General features: G+C 68.6%; 18 protein-coding genes. 16 read left to right on the forward strand and 2 right to left on the reverse strand.

The window, feature by feature from the left end:
- Positions 1 to 3: 3 nt before the first annotated feature.
- Complete coding sequence (locus ACQGNW_RS02680; protein WP_426661516.1) at positions 4 to 384, reverse strand: hypothetical protein; 381 nt, start codon at positions 382 to 384, stop codon at positions 4 to 6.
- A 280-nt stretch (positions 385 to 664) separates the two neighbouring features.
- Between ACQGNW_RS02680 and ACQGNW_RS02685 the strand changes: the two genes are divergently transcribed.
- The 15 genes from ACQGNW_RS02685 (at position 665) to ACQGNW_RS02755 (ending at position 22,661) form a co-directional block, all read left to right on the forward strand.
- Positions 665 to 2,395, forward strand: coding sequence for a phospholipase C (locus ACQGNW_RS02685; protein ID WP_426661517.1), 1,731 nt, complete (start codon positions 665 to 667; stop codon positions 2,393 to 2,395).
- A 68-nt stretch (positions 2,396 to 2,463) separates the two neighbouring features.
- Positions 2,464 to 3,831, forward strand: a complete 1,368-nt coding sequence (locus tag ACQGNW_RS02690) for a cytochrome-c peroxidase (protein WP_426661518.1) — start codon at positions 2,464 to 2,466, stop codon at positions 3,829 to 3,831.
- A gap of 110 nt (positions 3,832 to 3,941) precedes the next feature.
- Positions 3,942 to 4,664 carry a FadR/GntR family transcriptional regulator gene (locus ACQGNW_RS02695; RefSeq protein WP_426661519.1) on the forward strand — a complete coding sequence of 241 codons (723 nt, stop codon included), beginning with the start codon at positions 3,942 to 3,944 and terminating at the stop codon, positions 4,662 to 4,664.
- Positions 4,661 to 5,593, forward strand: a complete 933-nt coding sequence (locus ACQGNW_RS02700; protein WP_426661520.1) for a 2-dehydro-3-deoxygalactonokinase — start codon at positions 4,661 to 4,663, stop codon at positions 5,591 to 5,593. Before ACQGNW_RS02695 ends, ACQGNW_RS02700 begins: the two co-directional genes overlap by 4 nt.
- Positions 5,587 to 6,216, forward strand: coding sequence for a 2-dehydro-3-deoxy-6-phosphogalactonate aldolase (locus ACQGNW_RS02705; protein ID WP_426661521.1), 630 nt, complete (start codon positions 5,587 to 5,589; stop codon positions 6,214 to 6,216). Before ACQGNW_RS02700 ends, ACQGNW_RS02705 begins: the two co-directional genes overlap by 7 nt.
- Complete coding sequence (dgoD, locus tag ACQGNW_RS02710) at positions 6,213 to 7,361, forward strand: galactonate dehydratase (protein WP_426661523.1); 1,149 nt, start codon at positions 6,213 to 6,215, stop codon at positions 7,359 to 7,361. The genes ACQGNW_RS02705 and dgoD overlap by 4 nt, the downstream gene beginning before the upstream one ends.
- Before the next feature lie 5 nt (positions 7,362 to 7,366).
- Positions 7,367 to 8,134, forward strand: a complete 768-nt coding sequence (locus ACQGNW_RS02715) for an SDR family NAD(P)-dependent oxidoreductase (protein ID WP_426661524.1) — start codon at positions 7,367 to 7,369, stop codon at positions 8,132 to 8,134.
- Positions 8,131 to 9,048 carry an SMP-30/gluconolactonase/LRE family protein gene (locus ACQGNW_RS02720; protein ID WP_426661525.1) on the forward strand — a complete coding sequence of 306 codons (918 nt, stop codon included), beginning with the start codon at positions 8,131 to 8,133 and terminating at the stop codon, positions 9,046 to 9,048. Before ACQGNW_RS02715 ends, ACQGNW_RS02720 begins: the two co-directional genes overlap by 4 nt.
- Before the next feature lie 90 nt (positions 9,049 to 9,138).
- Positions 9,139 to 10,653, forward strand: a complete 1,515-nt coding sequence (locus ACQGNW_RS02725) for a sugar porter family MFS transporter (protein WP_426661610.1) — start codon at positions 9,139 to 9,141, stop codon at positions 10,651 to 10,653.
- Positions 10,654 to 11,326: 673 nt separating this feature from the next.
- Complete coding sequence (locus tag ACQGNW_RS02730) at positions 11,327 to 14,188, forward strand: TonB-dependent receptor (protein ID WP_426661526.1); 2,862 nt, start codon at positions 11,327 to 11,329, stop codon at positions 14,186 to 14,188.
- Between the two features lie 210 nt (positions 14,189 to 14,398).
- The gene (locus ACQGNW_RS02735) at positions 14,399 to 15,604 is read left to right on the forward strand and encodes a glycoside hydrolase family 27 protein (protein ID WP_426661527.1); all 1,206 of its coding nucleotides are present in this window, start codon (positions 14,399 to 14,401) and stop codon (positions 15,602 to 15,604) included.
- Between the two features lie 52 nt (positions 15,605 to 15,656).
- On the forward strand, positions 15,657 to 16,553 hold the full coding sequence (locus tag ACQGNW_RS02740; RefSeq protein WP_426661528.1) for an aldose 1-epimerase: 897 nt from the start codon (positions 15,657 to 15,659) through the stop codon (positions 16,551 to 16,553).
- 198 nt (positions 16,554 to 16,751) lie between these two features.
- A complete protein-coding gene (locus ACQGNW_RS02745; RefSeq protein WP_426661529.1) occupies positions 16,752 to 19,598 on the forward strand; it encodes a beta-galactosidase in 2,847 nt (948 codons plus the stop codon).
- A gap of 40 nt (positions 19,599 to 19,638) precedes the next feature.
- Entirely contained in the window at positions 19,639 to 21,189 is a 1,551-nt protein-coding gene (locus ACQGNW_RS02750; protein ID WP_426661530.1) for an alpha-N-arabinofuranosidase, read from the forward strand.
- Between the two features lie 71 nt (positions 21,190 to 21,260).
- Positions 21,261 to 22,661, forward strand: coding sequence for a DNA polymerase Y family protein (locus ACQGNW_RS02755; protein WP_426661531.1), 1,401 nt, complete (start codon positions 21,261 to 21,263; stop codon positions 22,659 to 22,661).
- Positions 22,662 to 22,889: 228 nt separating this feature from the next.
- On the opposite strand, the gene ACQGNW_RS02760 is transcribed toward ACQGNW_RS02755, so the two are convergent.
- Positions 22,890 to 24,401, reverse strand: coding sequence for a serine hydrolase domain-containing protein (locus tag ACQGNW_RS02760; protein WP_426661532.1), 1,512 nt, complete (start codon positions 24,399 to 24,401; stop codon positions 22,890 to 22,892).
- Between the two features lie 359 nt (positions 24,402 to 24,760).
- Between ACQGNW_RS02760 and ACQGNW_RS02765 the strand changes: the two genes are divergently transcribed.
- Complete coding sequence (locus tag ACQGNW_RS02765) at positions 24,761 to 25,240, forward strand: SRPBCC domain-containing protein (RefSeq protein ID WP_426661533.1); 480 nt, start codon at positions 24,761 to 24,763, stop codon at positions 25,238 to 25,240.
- Positions 25,241 to 25,331: the final 91 nt, after the last annotated feature.

Genomic DNA, 25,331 nt, shown 5'->3' on the forward strand with positions numbered 1-25,331 from the left:
GCCTCAGCGATGCAGCATGCCCATCATCATGCCGCCGAACACCAGCGCCAGCACGAAGGCCAGCACGAAGAAGATCACCATGTACAGCAACTGCACCAGGCAGGACTTGCCATAGCCGATCTGGCTGCCGTCCTGCGCCGGCAACAGCAGGTTGATGACCAGCGCGCCCACCAGGAACTGCGCCACGAACGACAGCAGGTGCCCCGCACCGCCGTGCAGGACCAGCCCCACCACCACCGATGCCAGCCACGACGCCAGCACCGTGCCCAGCGCCCGCGCGAAGGACGGCATGTGGCCGACCACCAACCTATAAGCCAGGCTCAGCACCAGCGCCGAGACCACCACGGCGACCACGATCATGACCAGGCCAAACACCAGGCCCATGCCTGCCAATGCTCCGAATACCGACATCCCCAACATGGCAACCCCCGATCGTCCGATGAATCGCCGCGTCCCCTCTGGCGCGGCGCTGGCGCCAGCGTAACCGATGGCCCGACCGGTGTCGCAAACTTTTGCTGTCCCGCAACCTTCATACAAGAGTGGTGCAATCCCGCGCACGCCCCGGGATGCGGACGACGCGACCCGGGGCGCGCCGCGAGGGGGAATCCGTATCAGGAATGTCTCGCCCATCCAGCGTCACCGCATCCACTCCGGGAGTTTCCACATGCGCAGCCTCCGCTTGCTCCGCAAGGCATTGTTGCCCGCGTCGATCGCCGCCATGGGATTGGCGCTCGCCGCCCATGCACAGACCGCCCCCGTTCCGCGCCGGCATGCCGGCGACGTTCGGCATGCGCCCTGGCCATCGCCGCAGGACAGGATCCGCACCGCCACGCCGATCAAGCACCTGGTGGTGATCTTCGACGAGAACCGCTCGTTCGATCACTACTTCGGCACCTATCCGGTGGCCGCGAATCCGGCGGGTGAGCCCGCGTTCAAGGCCCGGCCGTTCACGCCGCACGTGGAAGGCCTCACGCCGGCATTGCTCAACGCCAACCCGAACAAGTTCAACGCGATCAACGGCGCCAACGCGGTGAATCCGTTCCGCCTCGACCGCACCCAGGCCAACACCGAAGGCCAGAACCACAACTACACGCCCGAGCAGCTCGCCTACGACAACGGCGCCGCCGACCGCTTTCCCGCCTACACCGGCAACAACACGGTGACCACCACCGGCGCGTTCGGCGCGCACGGTCTGGTGATGGGCTACTACGACGGCAACACCGTCACCGCGCTGTGGAACTACGCACAGAACTTCGCGATGGACGACAACGCCTACACCGATACCTATGGCCCCTCGACGCCGGGCGCGATCGCCGTGGTGTCGGGCACCAACAACGGCGCCAGGGTGGTGCTGGGTTCCGCCGCCACCATCCCCGACGGCCAGGGCGGCCTCAGCCTGATCGGCGACACCGACCCGGGCTACGACGTCTGCTCGTCCACCAGCAAGACGGTGATGATGTCGTCGCGGAACATCGGCGACCTGCTCAATGCCGGACACATCACCTGGGGCGGCTTCATGGGCGGCTTCGACCTCGGCGCCACCAACGTGAACGGCAGCACCGGCTGCGCGCGCAGCACCTATTCCGGCGTGCTGGACGCCTCCATCGCCGACTACATCCCGCACCACAACTGGTTCCAGTACTACGCCAGCACCGCCAACCCGACGCATGCGCGCCCGACCTCGCTGGCCGAGATCGGCCGCACCGACGACAAGGACGCCACCGCCACGCCGGTGCACCACGAGTACGACGTCAGGGATTTCTTCAAGGCCGTGGCGGCGGGCAACTTCCCCTCGGTGAGCTACATCAAGCCGCCGGCCGTGAACGACGCGCACCCGGGCAATTCCGATCCGCTGGACGAACAGGCCTTCCTCGTGAAGCTGCTCAACTTCCTGCAGCACCAACCCGACTGGGGCAGCACCGCCGTCATCGTCACCTACGACGACTCCGACGGCTGGTACGACCACCGCTACACCTCGCCCACCACCTCGTCGTTCGACGCCACCACCAAGGAAGGCTCGGTCATCGGCGCCGACCAGCTCAACGGGCCGGGCGTGTGCGATGCCAAGGGCGCCAGGCCGGGCGTGGGCGTGAACGGCAACACCGTCAACGGCCGCTGCGGCCCCGGCACGCGCATTCCGTTCCTGGTGATCTCGCCGTGGGCGCGCAGCAACTACCTGGACGACACGCAGATCACGCAGGCCTCGGTGGTGCGCTTCATCGAGGACAACTGGCTGCACGGCCAGCGCATCGGCCAGGGTTCGAACGACGCCACCGCCGGCAGCATCATGGGCATGTTCGACTTCCACCGCCGTGCATTCGACATGACGCCGCGCCTGTTCCTGGATCCCGAGACCGGCCTGCCGGTGGACAAGCGTTGGCATTGGCATTCCTGACGCCAGCCGCCTCGCCCCCCTCGCCGCAAGCCGGTGAGGGGGGCGTCGCACGCCACGCTCCCCGCGCCATGCCCCCGTCGCGCCGCCTGGCCGGGCTGCTGCTCGGCGCGGCCGGCGCCTTCGGCTGTCTCGCCAGCCACGCCTTCGTCGACCGGGCGACCAGGCCGCCGGACGATGGCAGCAATCCGCACCCGGTGCACCTGCGCCTGCCGAAGGCGCAGCCGCTGAGCGCGGTGGCGCAACTCGGCAAGGCGCTGTTCTTCGATCCGCTGCTGTCTGGCTCGGGCAGGCAATCCTGCGCGTCGTGCCACAGCCCCGCGTACGGCTACAACCCACCCAACGCGCTCGCCGTGCAGCCGGGCGGCGTGCACCTGCACAAGGCCGGCTACCGGCCGCCGCCGTCGCTGGCCTACCTGTACCGGCAGCGCCCCTTCAGCATCGGTCCGGACAGCTCCGCCGACGACGTGGTGCCCAATCTCAATGCGCTGGCCGCCGCCGCGCGCAACGATCCGCGCGCCGGCAAGCTGGCGAACGCCGCCCCCGCCGCGCCCGCGATGGTCCCGCAGGGCGGCCTGTTCTGGGACGGCCGCGCCGACTCGCTGCAGCGGCAGGCCTACCTGCCGCTGCTCAATCCGGTGGAAATGGCCAATCGCAGCACGGCTGCGGTAGCCGCAAAGCTGGTGCACAGCCGCTACCGCGCGAGCTTCGTGCGCTTGTTCGGCACGGGCATCGTCGACGATCCACAGCAGCTCGTCGACGAGGCGATGTTCGCCATCGGCCGCTTCGAGATCGAGGATCCGTCCTTCCATCCCTTCACCAGCAAGTACGACGCGTGGCTGCAGGGCCATGCCCGCCTGACCCCCGCCGAGGCGCGCGGCCTGCGCCTGTTCGACGACCCCGCGAAAGGCAACTGCGCCGCCTGCCACCTCGACCGCCCCACGCGCGACGGCCTGCCGCCGCTGTTCACCGACGCCCAGTACGAGGCGTTGGGCGTGCCGCGCAACACGACGCTGGCGGCCAACCGCGATCCGCGTTTCCACGACCTCGGCCTGTGCGGGCCGTTCCGCAGGGACCTCGCCGCGCAGACGCAGTACTGCGGCATGTTCCTCACGCCCACGCTGCGCAACGTGGACCGGCGCGCCGTGTTCTTCCACAACGGCGTCTACCGCTCGCTGGCCGAGGTGCTCGACTTCTACAACCTGCGCAGCGTCGCGCCGGAAAAGATCTATCCGCGCGACGCGCAGGGCCATGTGCTGGTCTACGACGACCTCCCCGCGGCCTACCGCGCCAACGTGGACACCATCGACGCCCCGTTCGACCGCCGCGCGGGTGACCCTGCCCCGCTCTCGGCGCGGGACATCCGCGACATCGTTGCCTTCCTGCACACGCTGGACGACGGCTGGCGGGCGCCGGCAGGCGGCAGTCCGGACGGGTAAGCTGCCGCCCTGCTCCCCGGCATGCATCGCGCCCCGCGACACGCTCCGCATTATGTAGTACAAATAGCATGCAAGACCGCGAAGCACGCGGTCGCGGCAGGGAGAACGGCATGGTAAAGCCCGTCGTGGTGCGCAACCTGCACGGCCAGGTGGTGCAGGAGCTGGGCCGGCTGATCGTCGGCGGCGAGATCGCGCCGGGCGAGAACCTGCCGCGCGAGGAGCTGCTGGCCGAGCGCATGAAGGTGAGCCGCACGGCGCTGCGCGAGGCGATGAAGGTGCTGTCGGCCAAGGGCCTGATCGAGTCGCGGCAGAAGACCGGCACCCGCGTGCGCAAGACCGTGTACTGGAACCAGCTCGACGCCGACGTGCTCGCCTGGCGCTGCGCCTCCATGCCCACCGACGACTTCGTGGAGAAGCTGGTGGAGATGCGCGAGGTGATCGAACCCGCCGCCGCCGCCGCCGCGGCGCGGCGGCGCACCGGCGAGCAAATGCTGCGCATCGAGTCGGCCTACGCGGCGATGGAGGCGGCGGCCAGCCTCGACGCCTGGACCGTGGCGGACCTGGCCTTCCACGAGGCCGTGCTGCACGGCACGCACAACGAACTGATGATCTCGCTGTTCTCGGTGATCGAAACTGCGCTGGGCAGCTACTTCCAGCTGTCCGCCAGCAGCGCCGGCGACTTCCGGTATTCGCTGCCGCACCACAAGAAGGTGATGGACGCGATCCGCCGCCGCCAGCCGGAAGTGGCGCGCGAGGCGATGCAGAAGATGGTGGCCGACTCACGCAGCAACATCCGCCGCCATGCCAGGGATCGCGCGGCCGCCAAAGCATGACCGGATTGATCGCACTCGACTGGGGCAGCAGCAGCCTGCGCGCGTTCCGCTTCGACGGCGCGGGCCGGCTCGCGCAGACGCGTGCGCGCCCGTGGGGCGTCCGCCAGCTGCCCGCGGGCGGCTACGACGCCGCGCTGGCCGACGTCACCGCCGGCTGGCCTGCGCTGCCGCGGCTGGCCTGCGGCATGGTGGGCAGCCGCAACGGCTGGCGCGAGATGCCCTACCTCGACCTGCCCGCGGACGCCGCGCAGCTCGCCGGCGCGCTCGGCGCCGTGCATGCCGCCGATGGTTCGGATGTCCACCTGGTTCCGGGCCTGCGCGACCCGCACGGCCCCGACCTGATGCGCGGCGAGGAAACCCAGCTGGTCGGCGCGCTGGCGTTGCGCCCCGCGCTGGCCGGAGCCGGCACCTTCATCCTGCCCGGCACGCACAGCAAGTGGGCCACGGTGCAGGGCGGCGCCGTGACCGGCTTCCGCACCCTGATGACCGGCGAGCTGTTCGCGGTGCTGCAGCAGCATTCCATGCTCGGCGCCATCGGCGCCGAGGCGGCGGACGATGCGGCAGCGTTCGCGCGCGGCGTCGCCACCGCGCGCGACAGCGGCGCGGCCGGCGCGCTGAGCCGCCTGTTCTCCGCGCGTGCGCTGATGCTGGACGGCGCGCTGGCGCCGGCATCCGTGCCCGATTATCTCTCCGGCCTGCTGATCGGCGAGGAGTTCCGCGCCGCGCTGGCCGACGGCCTCGCCCGCCCTGACGCGCCGTTGCAACTGGTCGGCGACGACGCCCTGTGCGAACGCTATCGCCGCGCCGCCGCGCTGTTCGGCATCGAGCTGCCCGCGCCGCTCGCAGACGCCGCCGCGCATGGCCTGTGGCAACTGGCGGTGCAGGCCCGTCTCGTCCAGCGCCATCCCGAGGAATCCCGCGCATGCTGACTCCCTGGCTGAAGCCCTTGCCGCTGGTGGCGATCCTGCGCGGCCTCGCGCCGGGCGACGCGGTGGCTACCGGCCGCGCGATCGTCGCCGCCGGCTTCCGCGTGCTGGAGGTGCCGCTGAACTCGCCGCAGCCGTTCGACAGCATCGCCCTGCTCGCCGAGGCGCTGGGCGCGAACGTGCTGGTGGGCGCGGGCACGGTGATGACGCCGGCGCAGGTCGACGCGGTGGCGCACGCGGGCGGCCGGCTGATCGTGATGCCGCACGCCGACGCCGCGGTGATCCGCGCCGCCAAGGCTGCCGGCCTGCTGTGCGTGCCCGGCGTGGCCACGCCCACCGAGGCCTTTGCCGCGCTGGCCGCCGGCGCCGACGGCTTGAAGCTGTTCCCCGCCGAGCAGTTCTCGCCCGCCGTGCTCAAGGCCTGGCGCGCGGTGCTGCCGCGCGAAGTGCCGGTGCTGCCGGTGGGCGGCATCGCGCCCGACACCATGGCGCCGTGGATCGCCGCGGGCGCCGCCGGCTTCGGCATCGGTTCGGCGCTGTACGCTCCGGGCCGCACCCTCGACGACACCGCACAACGCGCCCGCGCCTTCGCGCAGGCCTGGGAATCACTGGACAAGCACGCATGAAGATCACCCGCCTCACCACCTATCAAGTGCCTCCGCGCTGGCTGTTCCTTCGCATCGACACCGACGCCGGCGTCACGGGCTGGGGCGAGCCCGTGGTCGAGGGCCGCGCGCACACCGTGGCCGCCGCGGTGGAGGAACTGGCCGACTACCTCGTCGGCAAGGATCCGCGCCACATCGAGGACCACTGGAGCGTGCTCTACCGCGGCGGCTTCTACCGCGGCGGCCCGGTACTGATGAGCGCGATCGCGGGCATCGACCAGGCACTGTGGGACATCAAGGGCAAGGATCTCGGCAAGCCCGTGCACGAGCTGCTCGGCGGCCCGGTGCGCGAGCGCATCCGCGTGTACTCGTGGATCGGCGGCGACCGCCCGGCGGATACGGCCAGGGCGGCGCAGGAGGCGGTAGCGCGCGGCTTCACCGCGGTGAAGATGAACGCCACCGAGGAACTGCAATACGTCGACAGCCACGCCAAGGTCGAGCGTGTGCTGGAGAACGTGCAGGCGATCCGCGACGCGGTGGGCCCGGACATCGGCATCGGCCTGGATTTCCACGGCCGCGTGCACAAGCCGATGGCCAAGGTGCTGATGCGCGAGCTGGCGCCGTACAAGCTGATGTTCATCGAGGAGCCGGTGCTCTCCGATCACCTGGAGGCGATCCCCGAGCTGGCCGCGATCTCGCCGGCGCCGATCGCCCTGGGCGAACGGCTGTACTCGCGCTACGACTTCAAGCGCGTGCTGCAGACCGGCGGCGTGGACATCATCCAGCCCGATCCCTCGCACGCCGGCGGCATCACCGAGACGCGCAAGATCGCCGCGATGGCCGAGGCCTGGGACGTGGCGCTGGCGCTGCACTGCCCGCTCGGCCCGATCGCGCTGGCGGCGAACCTGCAACTGGACGCGGTATGCCACAACGCCTTCATCCAGGAGCAGAGCCTGGGCATCCACTACAACGCCGGCAACGATCTGCTCGACTACGTGACCGACCGCAAGGTGTTCGCCTACGCCGACGGCTACGTGGGCATGCCGAAAGGCCCCGGCCTCGGCATCGAGGTGAACGAGGCCTACGTGACCGAACGCGCCCGGGTGGGCCACAAGTGGCACAACCCGGTGTGGCGCCACGCCGACGGCAGCGTGGCGGAGTGGTGAGCGCGATGGCCGACCGCTACGCCAGCTATCCCAGCCTGCAGGGCCGCAGCGTGCTGGTCACCGGCGGCGCCAGCGGCATCGGCGCGTCCTTCGTCGAGCACTTCGCGCGACAGGGCGCCAAGGTGGCCTTCCTCGACGTGGACGAAGCGGGCGCGCAGTCCGTGCTCGCCGGCCTGGGGGACGTGGCGCACGCGCCGCGGTTCCTGCGCTGCGACCTCACCGACCTCGACGCGCTGCGCGCCGCCATCGCCGCGGCGCGCGCGCACATCGGCCCCGTCGCCGTGCTGGTCAACAACGCCGCCAACGACGTGCGCCACGCGCTGGCCGACGTGGATGCCGCCCTGTTCGAGCGCAACGTGGCGGTGAACCTGCGTCACCAGGTGTTCGCCACGCAGGCGGTGATTCCCGACATGCGGCAGCTGGGCGGCGGTTCCATCATCTGCCTCGGCTCCACCGGCTGGATGAAGAAGAACGCCGGCTACCCGCTGTACGCGATGGCCAAGGCCGCCGTGCGCGGCTTCGTCAACGGCATGGCGCGCGAGCTCGGCCAGCAGCGCATCCGCATCAACGCGCTGGTGCCCGGCTGGGCCATCACCGAGAAACAGCGCGCGCTGTGGCTGGACGCCGAGGGCGAGGCCGAGATCGCGCGCGTGCAGTGCCTACCCGGCTACCTGATGGCCGAGGACCTGGCGCGCATGGCGCTGTTCCTCGCCGCCGACGACAGCCGCATGTGCACCGGCCAGGATTTCATCGTGGACGGCGGCTGGGTATGAGCACAGCAGTGCAAGCGGCCCTGCAAGCCGCGCTCGACGCTCGCAACACGCTGGGCGAAGGCATCACCTGGTGCGAGCGCACGCAGGCGCTGTACTGGACGGACATCCCCGCGTGCACGCTATGGCGCCACTCGCCTGCCAGCGGCGAGACGCGGCAATGGCAGCTGCCCGAGCGCCTCGCTTCCTTCGCGCTGTGCGAGGCGGACGGCTGGCTGCTGCTGGCACTGGCCTCGCGGCTGGCGTTCTTCCGGATCGAAGACGGTGCGCTGCACACCGTGCGCGAGGTGGAACCCGGGTTGCCCACGCGCTGCAACGACGGCGCCTGCGACCGCCAGGGCCGCTTCGTGTTCGGCACCCTGCACGAGCCCTCCGGCGGCGGCGCGAAGCAGCCCATCGGCGGCTTCTGGCGCCTGAACGCCGACCTCACGCTGGAAAAGCTGCCGCTGGAAGGCGTGGCGATCAGCAACAGCCTCGCCTTCAGCCCCGACGGCAACACGCTGTACTACTGCGACTCGCTGACGCGCACGATCCGCTGCTGCGACTACGGCGACACAGTCTCCCACCCGCGCGACTTCGCCGACCTGCGCGGCACCGCGGGCGAACCCGACGGTTCCTGCGTGGACGCCGACGGCGGCCTGTGGAACGCGCAATGGGGCCTGGGCCGCGTGGTGCGCTACCGCGCCGACGGCAGCGTGGACCGCATCCTGCCGGTGCCCGCCAGCCAGCCCACCCGCCCCGCCTTCGGTGGCGCCGCGCTGGATACGCTGTACGTCACCAGCGCCCGCGACGGCCTGGATGCCGAATCGCTGGCGAACGAGCCGCTGGCCGGCGCGCTGTTCGCCGCGCAGGTGGGGAGATGCGGCTTGCCGGAGCCCCGCTTTGCGGGTTCGCCACCCGCGGACGACACTGCATGAATAGCCGGGAGCCGCCCGGGCCGAGCACGGCGGAGCGAAGTTCCTCCAGGCCGGGACGCGCGATTCCCGCCGGCCGTCCGGCATCCGCGCATCCGGAAGCATGGACGTCCAAATCCCCTATGCGCGGCGTGCCTTCGGCGCTACGCTCGGCCGGATGGATTTGAAGCAGTTCCGCACCAGACCGCACGCACGCCATTCCACGGGGAGAAACCGATGAGCGACACCACCGCACCACCCGCCGCCGCGCACGGCAAGGCCGCCGCCGTCTTCGTCTGCATCCTTGCCGCGCTGGCCGGCCTGATGTTCGGCCTCGACATCGGCGTGATCTCGGGCGCGCAGCAGTTCCTGCAGAAGGATTTCGGCATCAGCGACGACACCCTCGGCTGGATCGTCAGCGTGATGATGCTCGGCGCCGCACTGGGCGCGCTGGTGGCGGGCTGGCTGTCCAGCCACCTGGGCCGCAAGCGCACGATGATCCTCGGCGCCGTGCTGTTCGTCGGCGGCTCCGTGCTGTGCGGCCTGGCGTGGACGCCCGAGGTACTGATCGTCGGCCGCCTCGTGCTCGGCGTCGCCATCGGCCTGGCCAGCTTCACCGCGCCGCTGTACCTCGCCGAGGTCGCGCCGGAATCGATCCGCGGCGCGATGATCTCGCTGTACCAGCTGATGATCACCATCGGCATCCTGGTCGCCTTCCTCTCCGATACCGCCTTCAGCTACTCGGGCAACTGGCGCTGGATGCTGGGCGTGATCGCGATACCCGGCGCGCTGTTCCTGCTCGGCGTGGCCTTCCTGCCGGAAAGCCCGCGCTGGCTGATGATGAAGGGCCGCGAGCCCGAGGCCGAGCACGTGCTGCAGCGGCTGCTCGGCAACCGTGATGCCATCGCGCGGGAAATCGGCGAGATCCGCGAGCAGCTCAAGACGCCCCAGCGCGGCGTGCACATGTTCATGCAGAACGCCAACTTCCGCCGCTCGGTGGGGCTGGGCGTGCTGCTGCAGGTGATGCAGCAGCTCACCGGCATGAACGTGGTGATGTACTACGCGCCGCGCATCTTCCAGGGCATGGGCTACGACACCGAGTCGCAGATGTGGTTTACCGCCATCGTCGGCCTGGTCAACGTGCTCGCCACCTTCATCGCGATCGGCCTGGTGGACAAGCTGGGCCGCAAGCCCATCCTCTACATCGGCTTCGTGGTGATGGCGATCGGCCTCGGCGTGGTCGGTACCATGATGAAGCTCGGCATCCACACGCACGGCCAGCAGTTCTTCACCGTGGGCATGCTGCTGGTGTTCATCGTGGGCTTCGCGATGTCGGCCGGCCCGCTGATCTGGACGCTGTGCTCGGAGATCCAGCCGCTCAAGGGCCGCGACTTCGGCATCGGCTGCTCCACCTTCACCAACTGGGTGGCGAACTGGCTGGTCGGCCTGTCGTTCCTGCCGCTGCTCAACGGTATCGGCCAGGCGGAGACGTTCTGGCTGTACGCCGCCTTCAACGTGGTGTTCATCGCGTTCACGTTCTGGCTGGTGCCGGAGACCAAGGGCGTCACGCTGGAGCAGATCGAGCGCAAGCTGATGGCCGGCCAGCCGCTGCGGCGGATCGGCCAGTAAGCGCCGGCAGGCGGACGACCGTCGCGACGACGGTCGTCCCGCCGCCGATGCAGGGCGCCGCGGCTGTCGCAGGTAGAGCGGCGACCGCGGCAGGCCATTGACCACCGCCGCGACCGGCGCGGCGCCGACGCGCCGCGATCGGGCCGCGCGAAGAACCTCGAAGCAAGCCGTCCCGCGCCACCGCCTGCGGGACCCGCCCCGACCGGCGTCGAGCCATCGAGCGCCGATGCACGCGATGACCACCACGATGCACGGCAGTCGCCCGCGCGACGGCGCCGCCGTGATCGCGTGCCCGCGGCATCGGCCTGCGGGCAATCGGTGTCGGACGCCGGCGCAAACCGCCCGGAACCATCGCCACATCCCTTGCGCCCCACGGTCCACCAAAAGCACCGCCTCGATGTTGCGGCGCAGCTTGACGCCCTGCATATAAATATTTTTATCCTAAAATACTACTAATTGACGAGAGCGAGTGAAACGCCCCAAACGACCGGACCTCCGGCTCGCTTTGGCTTGCTTTGCGGCGAGTGGCCGATCGCCACGCGTCGGCGACATCTGAACCGCGCGACCGGGGGGCAAGCGCGGCTCGATCCGAGTGGATCGACGTGGCGCAGCGCGACGTCAGGTCCGCCGTTCACACAAATGTCAACGAGCATCACGCATCTAGGGGCAATCCATGCAACGAACCAAATTGACGTTCTCCGTGCGCCAAGCCCTTGCCGTCATGGGTGGCGCCTGCCTGCTCGGCTACGGCGCGCAGGGCTATGCGCAGACCAGCGGCGCCGCACCAGGCACCGGCGCCGCCGTGGCGGCACCCGTCCAGGGCGCTTCCGCCGGCAGCACCCAGAAGAGCGGTGACAAGAAGAAGGTGACCGAGCTGAACGCGATCAACGTCACCGGCCAGCTGGCGGCGATCCGCCGAGCCCAGTCGATCAAGCGGGACGCGGTCAACGTGGTCGACTCCATTTCCGCGGAAGAGACGGGCAAGTTCCCCGACCCCAACGTCGCCGACGCCCTGCAGCGCGTGCCCGGCGTGTCGGTGAACCGCAGTGGCGGCGAATCCAGCCAGATCGCCATCCGCGGCTTCGGTCCCGATTTCGTCGCCGTGACGGTGAATGGCCGCCAGATGGCCTCCGCTTCCGGCTCGCGCGCCTTCGATTTCGCCGTGCTCCCGTCCGACATCATCAGCGTCGCCCAGGTCAACAAGACCTCGTCCGCCGACATTCCCGAGGTCGACATCGGCGGCGTGGTGGACATCCAGACCGCGCGCCCGCTGGATTTCAACGGTTTCCACGCGACCGGCTCGGCCGCAGGCGTCAACAACAACCTGACCGGAAGCTGGTCCGGCAAGACCACGCCCGACGTGTCCGGCCTCACCGGGTGGACCAATGCGGACCACACCTTCGGCTGGCTGGCGTCGGTGCAGTACTACAAGCGCGACGACACCCAGATCAACACCCAGGCCAATTCCTGGTACGCCAACCAGAACATCTCCCAGCTTTCCGGGCTGAGCGATCCCAGCTACACGCACGTCGCGATCCCGGAAACGCTCGCCAACAACGTGATCGACGAGCGCCGCACGCGCAGGAGCTTCACCGGCTCGATCGACTGGCGCCCGTCCGACCGGCTCACCGTGCAGTTCGACACGCTGTACGCGGGCTACCGCATCGATCCGCTGGAGCACGAGTTCGGCGAATACGGCAACGCCAGCGACATCCAGTCGCTCACCACCGACGGCAACAACACCGTGCTGAACTACGTGCGCAAGAACACCGGCGTGATGTCCAACGACTACGTCGTGTCCTACAACCCCAGCAATGAAAAGATGCTGCAGAACGGGTTGAACGTGGCGTTCAACCTCGACCCGTCGACCACCCTCACGCTGGACGTGTCCAGGTCCAAGGCCTGGAACAAGCAAAGCCCCTACGGCTACTTCTCCGTGATCGGCACGCGCAACGTCGGCGTCAATCCGACCTGGACCAACAACGGCGACAGCACGCCGCCGAGCTACACCAACATCCTGTCCACCACGGACACGAGCCACCTGTACGCGCACTGCTGCAACCAGGGCGGCCAGTCGAACAACGTCACCGACGGCATCACCCAATACCAGCTCAACCTCACCAAGAGCTTCGACGGCGTCCTGTCCACGCTCGAGTTCGGCCTGCAGGAAAACCGGCACCACAACAAGTCCGTGCAGTGGGTTACGCCGCAGGGCATCCTGTGCAACGCGTACTGCGGCTACGCCGTAGCGGTGCCCGCCGATGCCGTCGGCACCTACGTCTACACGCCTCCCGCGCCGATCAGCGGCGTCTCGCAGCCCGGCCTGCCGTCGCAGTGGCTCCAGTACGATGCCTTGGCCTACATGAACTGGCTGACCACGCCCGCGGCCTACAACCAGCTGACGCCCGACAAGCGCGCCGCCCTGCTCGCCGCGCTCGCGCAGTACGGCAGCTTCGGCCCGAAGCTCAACCCGGGCAGCTTCAATGAAGTGCAGGAGACCGACAAGGCCGCGTTCGCCAAGGCCGTCTTCGAAGGCACGATGTGGGAGAAGCCCTGGACGCTGGATGCCGGCGTGCGCTACGTGCACGTGAGCTCCGAGTCGCAGGCGATCTTCCAGGAACCGATCAGCTATCGCGTGGACCCCAACGACAGCAGCGCAAGCCAGGTGGCCTACGGGCCGCTGCAGCCCCAGTCCGCCACCGGCGGCTACCACAAGTGGCTGCCGTCGCTGAACTTCAGGCTCAACCTGCTCGACAACCTGGTCTATCGGCTGGCCTTCTCCAAGACCCTGACGCCGCCGACGCTGAACAACCTGTACTACAACCAGAGCTTCGGCACCCGGCCGGAGTCGCTGACGATCTCGCAGGGCAACCCGAATCTCCAGCCCTACACGTCGATCAACTACGACACCGGCTTCGAGTGGTACATCAACGACTCGAGCTACCTTGCGCTCGAAGGCTTCTACAAGAAGGTCAGCAACTTCAGCACGATCGTCAGCACGCCGGTGCAGTTCCTCGGCCAGACCTGGTCGCTGAGCGAGCCGATCAACCTGAACTCGGCGAACATCTACGGCGAGGAACTGACCTTCAACTATCAGTTCACCCACCTGCTGCCGGCGCCGTTCGACGGCCTGGGCATGGCGTTCAACTACACCCACGTCAGCAGCAGCGCCAGCCTCAACCCGGGCACGATAGCGGCATCCGGCAAGTTCGCGGTTCCGGGCATCGGCGACTCGGCCAATCTCAGCGGCTACTACGAGAAGGGGCCGTGGCAGGTACGCCTGGCCTACAACTGGCGCGGCAAGTACCTGGAGAGCATCGCCTACGGCTCCGGTGCGCAGCCTGCCACGCGCACCGACTACGGCGAGCTGGACATGAGCGCCAGCTACAAGCTCAACCGTCACGTCTCGCTGTTCGTATCCGGCACCAACCTCACCCAGTCGCACCTTTACGACTACTCCACCTACCCCAACCGCTTCCTGTATGCGGAGGCGGACGGCACGGTGTACACCGCAGGCGTGCGCGGCACCTTCTGAAACCTCTCCCCTGCACCGGTTCCATGAAGGGTTTCGGAGCCGGTGCCTCTTTTTATGATGGGACGCCCTCGCTTCGACGCATCCGAACGAAGCTTCCCGCACCCGCAGTTGGAAACCGATCGACGAGGCGTCGAATGCCGCCCCGACAGGCACCGGGTTCGACGCACCGCCACCCGGCCCGGATCCATCCCACCCGCCCTGGAGAAATCCATGAACCGATTCATTGAACGCCTGCTGCGCCCGGCAGCCCCGCTTGCCCTCGCCCTTGCCACCGTGTGCGGCGCCGCACCCGTGCTGGCCGCCGGAGCAAAGCCTGCGCTGCCGCAGATGGGCTTCAACAACTGGAACTCCACGCACTGCCGCGCCGAATTCAACGAGGCGATGATCCGCGGCGTCGCGGACAAGTTCATCAGCCTCGGCCTGCGCGACGCCGGCTACCGCTACGTCAACATCGACGACTGCTGGGCGAACTGGCAGCGCGACAAGAACGGCCGGCTGATGCCGAACCCCAAGCGCTTTCCCAGCGGCATCAATGCGCTCGCCGACTACATCCACAGCAAGGGCCTGAAGTTCGGCCTGTACTCCAGCGCCGGCACGTCGACCTGCGAGCCGCTCAAGGAAAACCGCGGCTTCCCGGGCGGCCTGGGCCACGAGAAGCAGGACGCCGCGACGTTCGCCTCCTGGGGCGTGGATTACCTGAAGTACGACAACTGCAACAACCAGAAAGTCGACGCGCGCCGACGCTACGCCGCGATGGCCGAAGCCCTGCGCGCGACCGGCCGGCCGATCTTCTACAGCGTCTGCGAGTGGGGCGAGAACAAGCCCTGGCTGTGGGCCGGCAAGCCGCCGGTCAGCGCCGGCTCGTGGCGCACCACGGGCGACATCAGCGACACCTATGCCTCGATGCTGAAGAACTTCAAGCAGAACGTGGTACTCGACAAGTACGCCACGCCCGGCCACTGGAACGATCCGGACATGCTCGAAGTGGGCAACGGCGGCATGACCGACGTCGAATACCGCAGCCACTTCAGCCTGTGGTCGATCATGGCCGCGCCGCTGCTGATCGGCACCGACCTGCGCACGATCAGGCCGGACGCGCTGAAGATCCTGCTCAACAAGGAAGTGATCGCGGTGGACCAGGACCCGCTCGGCGTGCAGGGCCATCAGGTAAGCGACGCGAACGGCATCCACGTGATCGTCAAGCCGCTCAAGGACGGCAGCGAGGCCGTGGCGGTGTTCAACGAAACCGATGCGGCGCGCGCCGTGAACGTGGGTGCGCGCGAGATCGGCCTGCGGAGCGGCATGCACTATCGCCTGCGGGATCTCTGGGCGCACACGGACGCGACCGGCGACGGCTCGATCAAGCTCGACCTGCCGGCGCATGCCACCGCGATGTACCGCATCAGCCGCCTCTGAGATGGCGGCGGTCGTCCATGCCCGCACGCCAACCGCGCAACGGTGACCCGCGATGCTGCAGATAAGGAACGGGACGCTCAGCCTGCAGGTGCTGGCCGAAGCCGGCGGCGGAATCGCCGGCTTCGACTGGCATGGTCGGGGCGCGCCGATTGCGCTGATGCGTCGCTGCGAGCCGGCGCCCGGCACCCCGGAACGCCGCATCGATCCGCGGCGGTTGTCCTGCTTCCCGCTGCTGCCATGGAGCAACCGCATCACCGACGGCGGCTTCACGGTGGACGGGCGCCGGGTCGAGCTGCCGCCCAACTGCGAAGGCGAGCCGTGGCCGATCCACGGCGACGGCTGGCAACGCGCATGGCAGGTGGAATCGCATGGGATGCACGAGCTGCTGCTGTCGTTGCGAAGCACCTCCGCCGCCGCGTACTGCTACGAGGCGACCCTGCACTACGCCCTGCTCGACGACGCCCTGCAGGTCGAGCTGGCGGTCACCAACACCGGCCCGGCAACGATGCCGTTCGGGCTGGGCCTGCACCCCTACTTCGACCGCCACGGCGGCGCGCGCCTGCGGGCGCCCGCCTCCCGGGTGTGGCTCAACGATGGCCGCACGCCGCTGCCGACGGCGTGCGTCGACGTTCCCGCCGCCTGGGATTTCCGCACCGAACGCACGTTGCCGGAGCACGGCCTCGACCACGCCTTCGAGGCCTGGACCGGCGAGGCCGCGATCCACTGGCCGGCGCTGCGACTCGGTCTGCGGATCGACGCCGAGGCGAGCGCGTTCGTGCTCTACACGCCAGCCGGCGAGGACTACTTCTGTTTCGAACCGGTCGACCACCCCATCGACGCCGTGCATCTGCCGGGAGGCGCGATGGCGCACGGCATGACGCTGCTTTCGCCACGCGCCACGCTGCGGCGCCGCTATGCCTTCGGCGTGCTCGACATGGCGGGCGGTTGATGCGCGGCGGACCGGCAGCTTGAGAAATCCGCCCATGGGTCTTGCGAAATTCGTTCCCGCCGCCGTGGATGTCCCCATCGACCCCCGCCGTCGCAGCACAATCCGGGTACGCGGGAGATCCATCCCGGCGGAACGGCGACATCCGGAAAGACCGGCGGCGGTACCCGTCCGGTCGATCACCCTACGAGGAGAGTTGCAGTGAAGCATCGTCCATGGATCAAGGCCGCGCTGGTCGCCGGCAACCTCGCCTGCGCGGCAGCCGCATCGGCCAGCGCCGCAGCCGCGGCACCCGCGCCGACGGCCCACCGCATCGGCTTCGACAAGTACAGCTTCCAGATCGACGGCAAGCGCGTCTACCTCTGGTCGGGCGAAGTGCATCCCTACCGCCTGCCCAGCCCCGGGCTGTGGCCGGACATCTTCCAGAAGATGAAGGCGGCGGGATTCAACACCGCCTCGATCTACTTTTCCTGGGGCTACCACTCGCCGCGCGAGGGCCAGTACGACTTCAGCGGCGTGCGCGACCTCGACCGCCTGCTCGACGACGCCCGCGATGCCGGCATCTACGTGATCGCGCGCCCCGGCCCCTACATCAATGCGGAGGTCGACAGCGGTGGCTTCCCGCTGTGGCTGACCGAGAAGCCGGTGAAGAACCGCAGCCCGGATCCCGCCTACCTCAAGCTCGCCGACCAGTGGATGACGCAGATCGACCGCATCCTCGCCCGGCACCAGCTCAGTGACGGGCGCGGCACGGTGATCGCGTACCAGGTCGAGAACGAGTACTACAACGGCTCGCCCGCAGGCCGCGCGTACATGCAGCACCTGGAGGACAAGGCCCGCGCCGACGGCATCACCGTGCCGCTGGTCGGCAACCACAACGCCACCTTCGTCAGCGGCAAGGGCGCGGTCGAGGTCAGCGGCTGGGACTACTACCCGCAGGGCTTCGACTGCTCGCACCCGTCGCAATGGAAACCGGCGCCGGACATGGCCGAGCACCGCTTCGCCGGCGAGCCGCTGTTCACCGCCGAGTTCCAGGGCGGCGCGTTCGACCCGTGGGGCGGGCCGGGCTACGCCAGGTGCGCGCAGCTGATCAGCGACCGCTTCGCCAACGTCTTCTACAAGCAGAACATTGCCGCGGGCGCTACCGCGCAGAACTTCTACATGCTGTTCGGCGGCACCTCGTGGGGCTGGCAGGCGATCCCGCAGAACTACACCTCGTACGACTACGGCGCCGCGATCACCGAGAGCCGGCAGTTCGATCCCAAGTACTACGAGGACAAGCGCATCGGCTACTTCCTCCACGCCGCAACGCCAATCACGAAGACCGATGCGATGGCGCCGGGCCGGCTCGACAATCCGCGCCTCGTCGACCGCGCGCGGATCAACCCCGACACCGGCACGCAGTTCCACCTCGTCCATCAAGGCGACAGCACCGCATCGGCCGTCGAGCAGACGCACCTGGCCTTGTCGCTGAAGGAAGGCGCCTTCGAGGTGCCGCAGCAAGCCGGCACCGCGATCACCGTCGACGGCCGCGAAGGCAAGCTGCTGGTGGCCGACGCCATGCTCGGCGCGACGCGGATGGTCTACTCGACCTCGGAGCTGATGACCGATGCGACGATCGGCGACCGCGACATCGCCGTGCTCTACGGCCGCCGCGGCACCGACGGCGAGACCCTGCTCGGCTTTGCCGCCCGGCCGAAGGTGACCGTGCTGTCGGGCCAGGTGACGCAGCACTGGGGCAAGAACGGGCTGCGGCTGGACTACCGGCACGACGGCCTGGCGCGGGTGCTGGTCGAGGGCGGCCCGCGGCCGCTGTTGCTGCTGCTCGGCGACGACCAGGCGACCGAGCGCGTCTGGCGCCAGGACACGCCCCGCGGGCCGGTGCTGCTGCTCGGCTCGCACCTGCTGCGCAGCGCGCGCTACGACGGCAGCACGCTGGCACTGACCGGCGACGGCGACAGCGATGCCCACGCGGAGCTGTTCGCCGCCGGTGCCGCCGCGGTGCGCTGGAACGGCCAGCCGCTCGCCGTCGCGCGCACCGCCTCCGATGGCCTGGCGCTGACGCTGCCGGTGCCGCAGCCGGTCGTGCTGCCGGCGCTCGACCACTGGACGCGCCGCGCCGGCGCGCCGGAGATCGCCCGCGGCTTCGACGATGCGAAGTGGCGCGTCGCCAACCTCACCACCACCCGCAGCGTCACCCGGCCCGGCACGCTGCCGGTGCTGTTCGCCGACGACTACGGCTTCCATACCGGCAACACCTGGTACCGCGGCCACTTCACCGTCGATGCGCGCCACGCCGCGCCCACGGGCCTCAGGCTCAAGGTGATGAGCGGCGGCAACGGCGGCGCCTACTCGGTGTGGCTCAACGGCCACTTCCTCGGCAGCGTCACGCGCAACGACGTCGGTTCCTTCGGCTTCCCCGCCGGCATGATCGTGCCGGGCGACAACGTCGTGTCGGTGCTGACCGTCGACATGGGGCACGAGGAGGACTACGACTCCACCGGCGAGAACCGCACCGCGCGCGGCATCGTGTCGGCCGAGCCGCTCGGCGCCGATGCCAGGGCGATCACCTGGCGCCTGCAGGGCGCGATCGCGGACGAGGACCCGCAACGCGGCCCCTACAACTTCGGCGGACTCTACGGCGAGCGCCAGGGCTGGCCGCTCCATCCCGGCCCGGCCGCCGACTGGCAACCCGCCACGCTGCCCTCCGCCGACGCCACGCCCGGCGTGACCTGGTACCGCGCCAGCGTGCCGCTCGACCTGCCCAGGGGCCAGGACACCTCGCTGGGCCTGCAGATCAAGGATGCACCCGGCCGGCACTACCGCGCGACGATCTTCGTCAACGGCTGGCAGATGGGCAACTACATCGCCGACCTCGGCCCGCAGCATCGCTTCCCGATCCCCGACGGCGTGATCGACCCGCACGGCAACAACGACATCACCATCGCCGTGTGGAAGACCGACGCATCGCCGGGCGGCCTCGGCACCGTGTCGCTGGTCGACTTCGGCTCGTACACGTCGCCGGTCGACGTCGACACGGTCCGCTAGAAACATGCCACGGTCGCGACGCTTCAAGCCGAGGAACGACATGAAACGAGCCCTGCTTGCCGCGCTCGCGACCCTCGCCCTGTGCGGGCCGGCGGTCGCGCAGACCGCGCCGGCCGAGGTCAGGCTGAGCATCGACCTCGATCACCCCGGCGCGGTGATCGCGCCGGCGGTCGAGGGCCAGTTCGCCGAGAACCTCGGCCGCGGCATCTACGGCGGCCTCTGGGTCGGGCGCCATTCCTCGATCCCGAACCGCCACGGCTACCGCACCGACGTGATGGATGCGCTGAAGGCGCTGCACGTGCCGGTGATCCGCTGGCCCGGCGGCTGTTTCGCCGACACCTACGACTGGCGCGACGGCATCGGCCCGGACGCCAGGCGGCCCAAGGGCATCAACACCAACTGGGGCGGCGTCACCGACGACAACAGCTTCGGCACCCACGAGTTCATGGATTACACCGAGGCGCTCGGCGCGGCGGCCTATGTCTCGCTCAACCTGGGCTCACTGCCGGCCTACGACGCGCGGCAGTGGGTGCAGTACATCACCGACGGCGGCGATTCCGCGCTGGCGCAGCTGCGGCGCGCCAACGGCCGCGACAAGCCGTGGAGCAATCTCAAGTACGTGGGCTACGGCAACGAGCTGTGGGGCTGCGGCGGCAACATGACGGCCGGCTACGCCGCCAGCCTGTTCAAGCGCTACGCCACGTTCGTGAACCCGGCGCCGGGCGCGCCCGACTTCGTCAAGGTCGCCTCGGGGCCCAACGAGGGCGACTACGCCTGGACCGCCACGATGATGCGCGACGCGGCCGGGCAGATGGGCGCGCTCTCGCTGCACTACTACACCATCCCCGGCCCGTCCTGGCAGCACAAGGGATCCGCCACCGGCTTCAACGAGGACGCCTGGGCGACGACGCTGGAGAAGGCGCGCCGCATCGACACGCTGATCGCCCGGCACGCGGCGATCATGGACAAGTACGACCCCGGCAAGAAGGTCGCGCTCGCCGTGGACGAATGGGGCACCTGGTACGACCCCGCGCCCGGCAGCCATCCCGGCTTCCTCTACCAGCAGAACACGCTGCGCGACGCCGAGGTGGCGGCGCTGACGCTGGACATCTTCTTCCGCCACAGCGACCGGGTGAAGCTCGCAGCGATCGCGCAGATGGTCAACGTGCTGCAGGCCATGGTGCTCACCGACGGCGACCGCATGCTGCTGACGCCCACCTACCACGTCTTCCGCATGTACGTGCCGTTCCAGGGCGCCACGCCCTACCCGGCGACCGTCAGCGGGCCGCATTACGTGGAAGGCAGGCACGTGCTGCCGATGGTGGATGCCTCGGTCGCGCGCGGCACCGACGGCAGGCTCTACCTTGCGCTCGTCAACCTCGATCCCGAGCGCGCCGCGCACGTCGTCACCGCGCTGGCCGGCACGGCGAGCGGCCAGATCCTCACCGGGCCGGAGATGGACAGCCGCAACACCTTCGCCGCGCCGGACGCGATCCACCCGGTTGCCTATGCGGGACGCAGCGAGCACGGCAAGCTGGCCTTCGAGCTGCCCGCCAAGTCCATTGCGGTGGTCGCCATCGACGGGCAATAGACGTGGCGCGGCGGCGGGCGGGCCGCCTCGGGGAAGTTGCGCGATACTGGGTCTCGCCCCGCGCAACAGCGGTGCGCCATACCTCCGCCATGACCCTGCGCAGCCTGTTCATCGACTTCAACAGCTACTTCGCCTCGGTGGAACAGCACGAGACGCCGGAGCTGCGTGGGCGGCCGGTGGGCGTGGCGCCGGTGGCGGCGGAAACCACCAGCCTGATCGCCGCCAGCTACGAGGCCAAGGCGCACGGCGTTGGCACCGGCACGATGGTGCGCGACGCGCGGCGGCTGTGCCCCGGCATCGCCATCGTCGCCGCGCGGCCGCCGTTGTACGTGGCGTGGCATGGGCGCCTGAAGCAGGCCATCGACCGCGCCATCCCCATCGCCCATGTCGGCTCCATCGACGAGATGGCCTGCGAGCTGGTGGGCCGCCAGCGCCAGCGCGCGGAAGCCGAACGCATCGCGCAGCAGGTGAAGGCGGAGATCGCCCAGGCCGCGCCCGGCGGCGCGATCCGCTGCTCCATCGGCATCGCGCCCAACGACTTCCTCGCCAAGACCGCCACCGACATGCGCAAGCCCGACGGCCTGGTGGTGATCGAGCAGGCCGACCTGCCGCGCGCGCTGCACAGGCTGAAGCTGCGCGACCTGTGCGGCATCGGCGCCTCGATGCAGGCGCGCCTCAACGCCGAAGGCGTCTTCACCGTCGAACAGCTCACCGCCGCGTCGAAGCTGGTGCTGCGCCGCGCCTGGGGCGGCATCGTAGGCGAGCGCATGTGGGGCCTGCTGCGCGGCGCGTGGCTGCCGGCCGCGCCGACCTCACGCAGCGCGCTGGGCCACTCGCACGTGCTCGGCCCGGAACTGCGCACGCCCGAAGGCGCGCTGGCGGTGCTGAAGAAACTGCTGGTGAAAGCCGCCATGCGCCTGCGCCGCGACCAGCTGCTGGCCGGCGCGATGACGGTGGCGATCCGCTTCGTCGGCTACGACGAACGCTGGGAAAGCGGCATCCAGTTCGACCCCACCGACGACAGCCGCAACCTGCTGCACCTGCTCAGCGCCCTGCTCGACACCGGCCGAGTGCGCCAGCGCCCCCTGCCCGGCCCCGCCCGCGCCGTGCCGCTGTCGGTGAGCGTCACCCTCACCCGCCTCGCCGAGCGCGGGCAGACCAGCGGCTCGCTGTTCGCGCCCACCGCCCACGCGCGCCCGGTCGACGCCGTGGTTGACCGCATCAACGCGAAATACGGCCTCAACAAGGTCTACTTCGGCGGCATGCAGGCCGCGCTGGAACACGACGCCGCGCCCATGCGCATCCCGTTCAACCGCATCCCCGACGGCGCCAGCGAACAGGAAGCCGAACACAACGCGCTATGGCTGCAATCGCTCAACCGCTTCAAGGCGATGGCGGAGGGGGAGCATCGGCGGCGGGAGAAGGAGCGCGGCGGTGGGCGCGGGGGAACGCCTTCGCTCGGAGGGAGATAACCGTACCCTCTATGACGCGCTCCACCGGAAAGCGGATCCGGATTCATCATTGCTGGTTCATTGTTCCGAAGCGCTACCTTCGCACACACGCTTACATGGTCTATTTTCGACCCAAAGCAAACATCCTCCCGGCTCACCCGCTTTCCGTCAGCTTTGTCTGACCACATCATCGGTGTGGAGAAGAGGATAGCGACGTCTGGTTGGTTGTTGCCGCGGAGAATGATTTGTTCATTGGGGCACACTCAAATGAGTTAGATCGATGCGGAACGGCACCACCGCCATGCGATCGACCGTGACGCCCCAAGCAACAGCTTCACCTGACAGCCGGTCGCCGCTGCGGCGTACGTCGAGCGACAACTTCTGCAAATGCTCGCGCTTTGCGTCCTGGCCCTTGATGACCCCGGTGGTATCGCCGACCAGCCGCTTGTCGAGCAGCCCTAGTCCATCGACCCTGGCAGCGGGCGCATCGCCCACCGCAAACGTCGCCTTGCCGTCCGGCGAGACGCGCAGTGTCACCGGGATCGCCTTCCCCTGTGCAGTCAGCTCGCCCTTCCACACCCCGGCGTATTCGCCCGCTGAGTGCAGGGGGATCGGCTTCGGGGCTTCGAATGAGAGCCCCTGCCATCCAGGCACCAGGCTGGCGACCAGGCGATCCCGGACCTTTTCGATGAACTGCCGGTCTGCGTGGCTATTGCTGAGGACCACGCAGCCCACGTCGGCACCCGGCACCAGCACGAATTCGGACCGAACACCGCTCTGCCCACCTGGATTGCCGACCACGTGCGAGCCATCGGCGCGCTTCCAGACATCCCAGCCCAGGGCGTAGTACTGATCTCTCCCGATCAACACCTGGGGTTCGTGCAGCTGGTCGAGTTCATGGTCGGACAAAATCGGCGTCTGATCGGCGCGGTGGTCCTTCAGATTGAACATGGCCCAGCGCGCAAGATCGTGTGCGCTGGCGTACACCCCGCCGGAGCCGGGGGTTGCGGTCACGTAGAACGGCATGGGATGCCCATTGTCGTCGTAGCGAACGGCACGCGAGGAACGAGGCTTCGCGTCAGTCTCGAAGAAACTGTCTTTCATGCCAAGCGGCTGGAAGATGTGCTTCTCCAGGTAGGCCCCGAAATCTTCGTGCGCACTGCGCTCGACGATGTCATCCAGCACCTGGTAGCCCAGGTTCGAATATTCGTAGTGCGTGCCGGGTGGCGCGACCACCTCGCCGTAGTCCCGCAGCAGGGCATCTGTGGTCGGCGGCCGAGGTTTCGCGCCCCGCATATACATCAGGAAGAATGAGGGCAGGCCTGACGTGTGCGAGGCCAGCATGCGCACGGTAGCTGCCGACGTCGGCCCCTGGTCGTCGACGATCTTGTCCTCGCCAAGGTAATCGTTCGCGGACGCATCCAGCTTGATCTTGCCTGCCTTTACCAGGGTCATCATGGCGGCGGCGGTAAAGGTCTTGCTGGTAGAGGCGATCGAAAACGGAGTGTGCGCCGTCACCTTCCGCCCTGCTTCTCGATCGGCCCAACCGAACCCCTGCTCCCACACGATGTGCCCGTGCTGGACGAGCGCCAGGGAAACGCCGGTCAGGTGTCCTGTGGCGATCTCTGCCTGGATGTCATGTGCAATCTGCGCATAGGCGGGACCGGGGGCATTGCCGCCAATGGCACGCGCTGGCAACACCAGCGATGTGCTCAGCAAGGCAAGGCCAGCAACTAACATACGCGGAAAGAACAAAGCCATGTCATCCCCAGTTTTGTCAGATCGCAGGTGTGATGTCACTGCACGCGCAAAAGGTTTAAATCTGTTGGGATGCGACGCTTTCCGGACAGGGCTCGGCGCCCGCGGGGCCAGCACGTACGAACGTTCTCAGCTCGCATGTCGATGCATCCTCTTCACCGGCCTTGCGCTCCATGTGCGGCATTGGTCACATCGGATACGCGGAAGAAGGCTGGCTCCACGCTGGGCGCACCGCTGGCACACTTCGCTGGACTAGTATTGGCCTGACAACCTTGTTCACGACGGATGCGCAAGCTGTGCGCCATTCAGCCCTGGCGTTGGGCGGCAACTCGATCCGCTTGAGTACACGGAGCCGGAGAACGATGTCCCCAAGAATCGACTCAGCGTCGCGGTTTATCTCGGCATCACCTCAAACCGTCTATCGAGCCTTCGTCGAGCGGCGCGCGATGGAGCAATGGCTTCCCCCGGAAAACATGTTTGGCAAGATGTTGAAATTCGACTTCCGCGAAGGCGGCTCGTATCGCATGCGGCTCACATACTTGCCACAAGAGCAAGGACGAGGGAAATCCTCGGAGGACTCCGACGAAGTCGAAGTGCGCCTGACCAAGATCGAGGCCGGAAGAAGGATCGAGCAAGAAGTTACCTTTGAGAGCGAGGACTCGGCGTTCTCTGGCGTCATGTACATGATCTGGACGTTCGAGCCCCTGGACGAAGGAACGCTCGTGATGATCCGAGCCGAGAATGTGCCGGAAGGGATCCGGCCGGAGGACCACGATGCAGGCCTGAACTCATCGTTGGAAAAGCTCGCGAGATTCGTGGAAGAAGATAGGCGGCGCCGGTAGCGAGAGCGCTCGCTCCACAATTGCATATGGCGGACGGCGCCGCGCGCCGCCGCTGATGCTGGGTGTTTGGCGCCCGCTTCCGGTCAATCAC

Source organism: Rhodanobacter aciditrophus (genome assembly GCF_050026795.1).
Taxonomy (GTDB): Bacteria; Pseudomonadota; Gammaproteobacteria; order Xanthomonadales; family Rhodanobacteraceae; genus Rhodanobacter_A.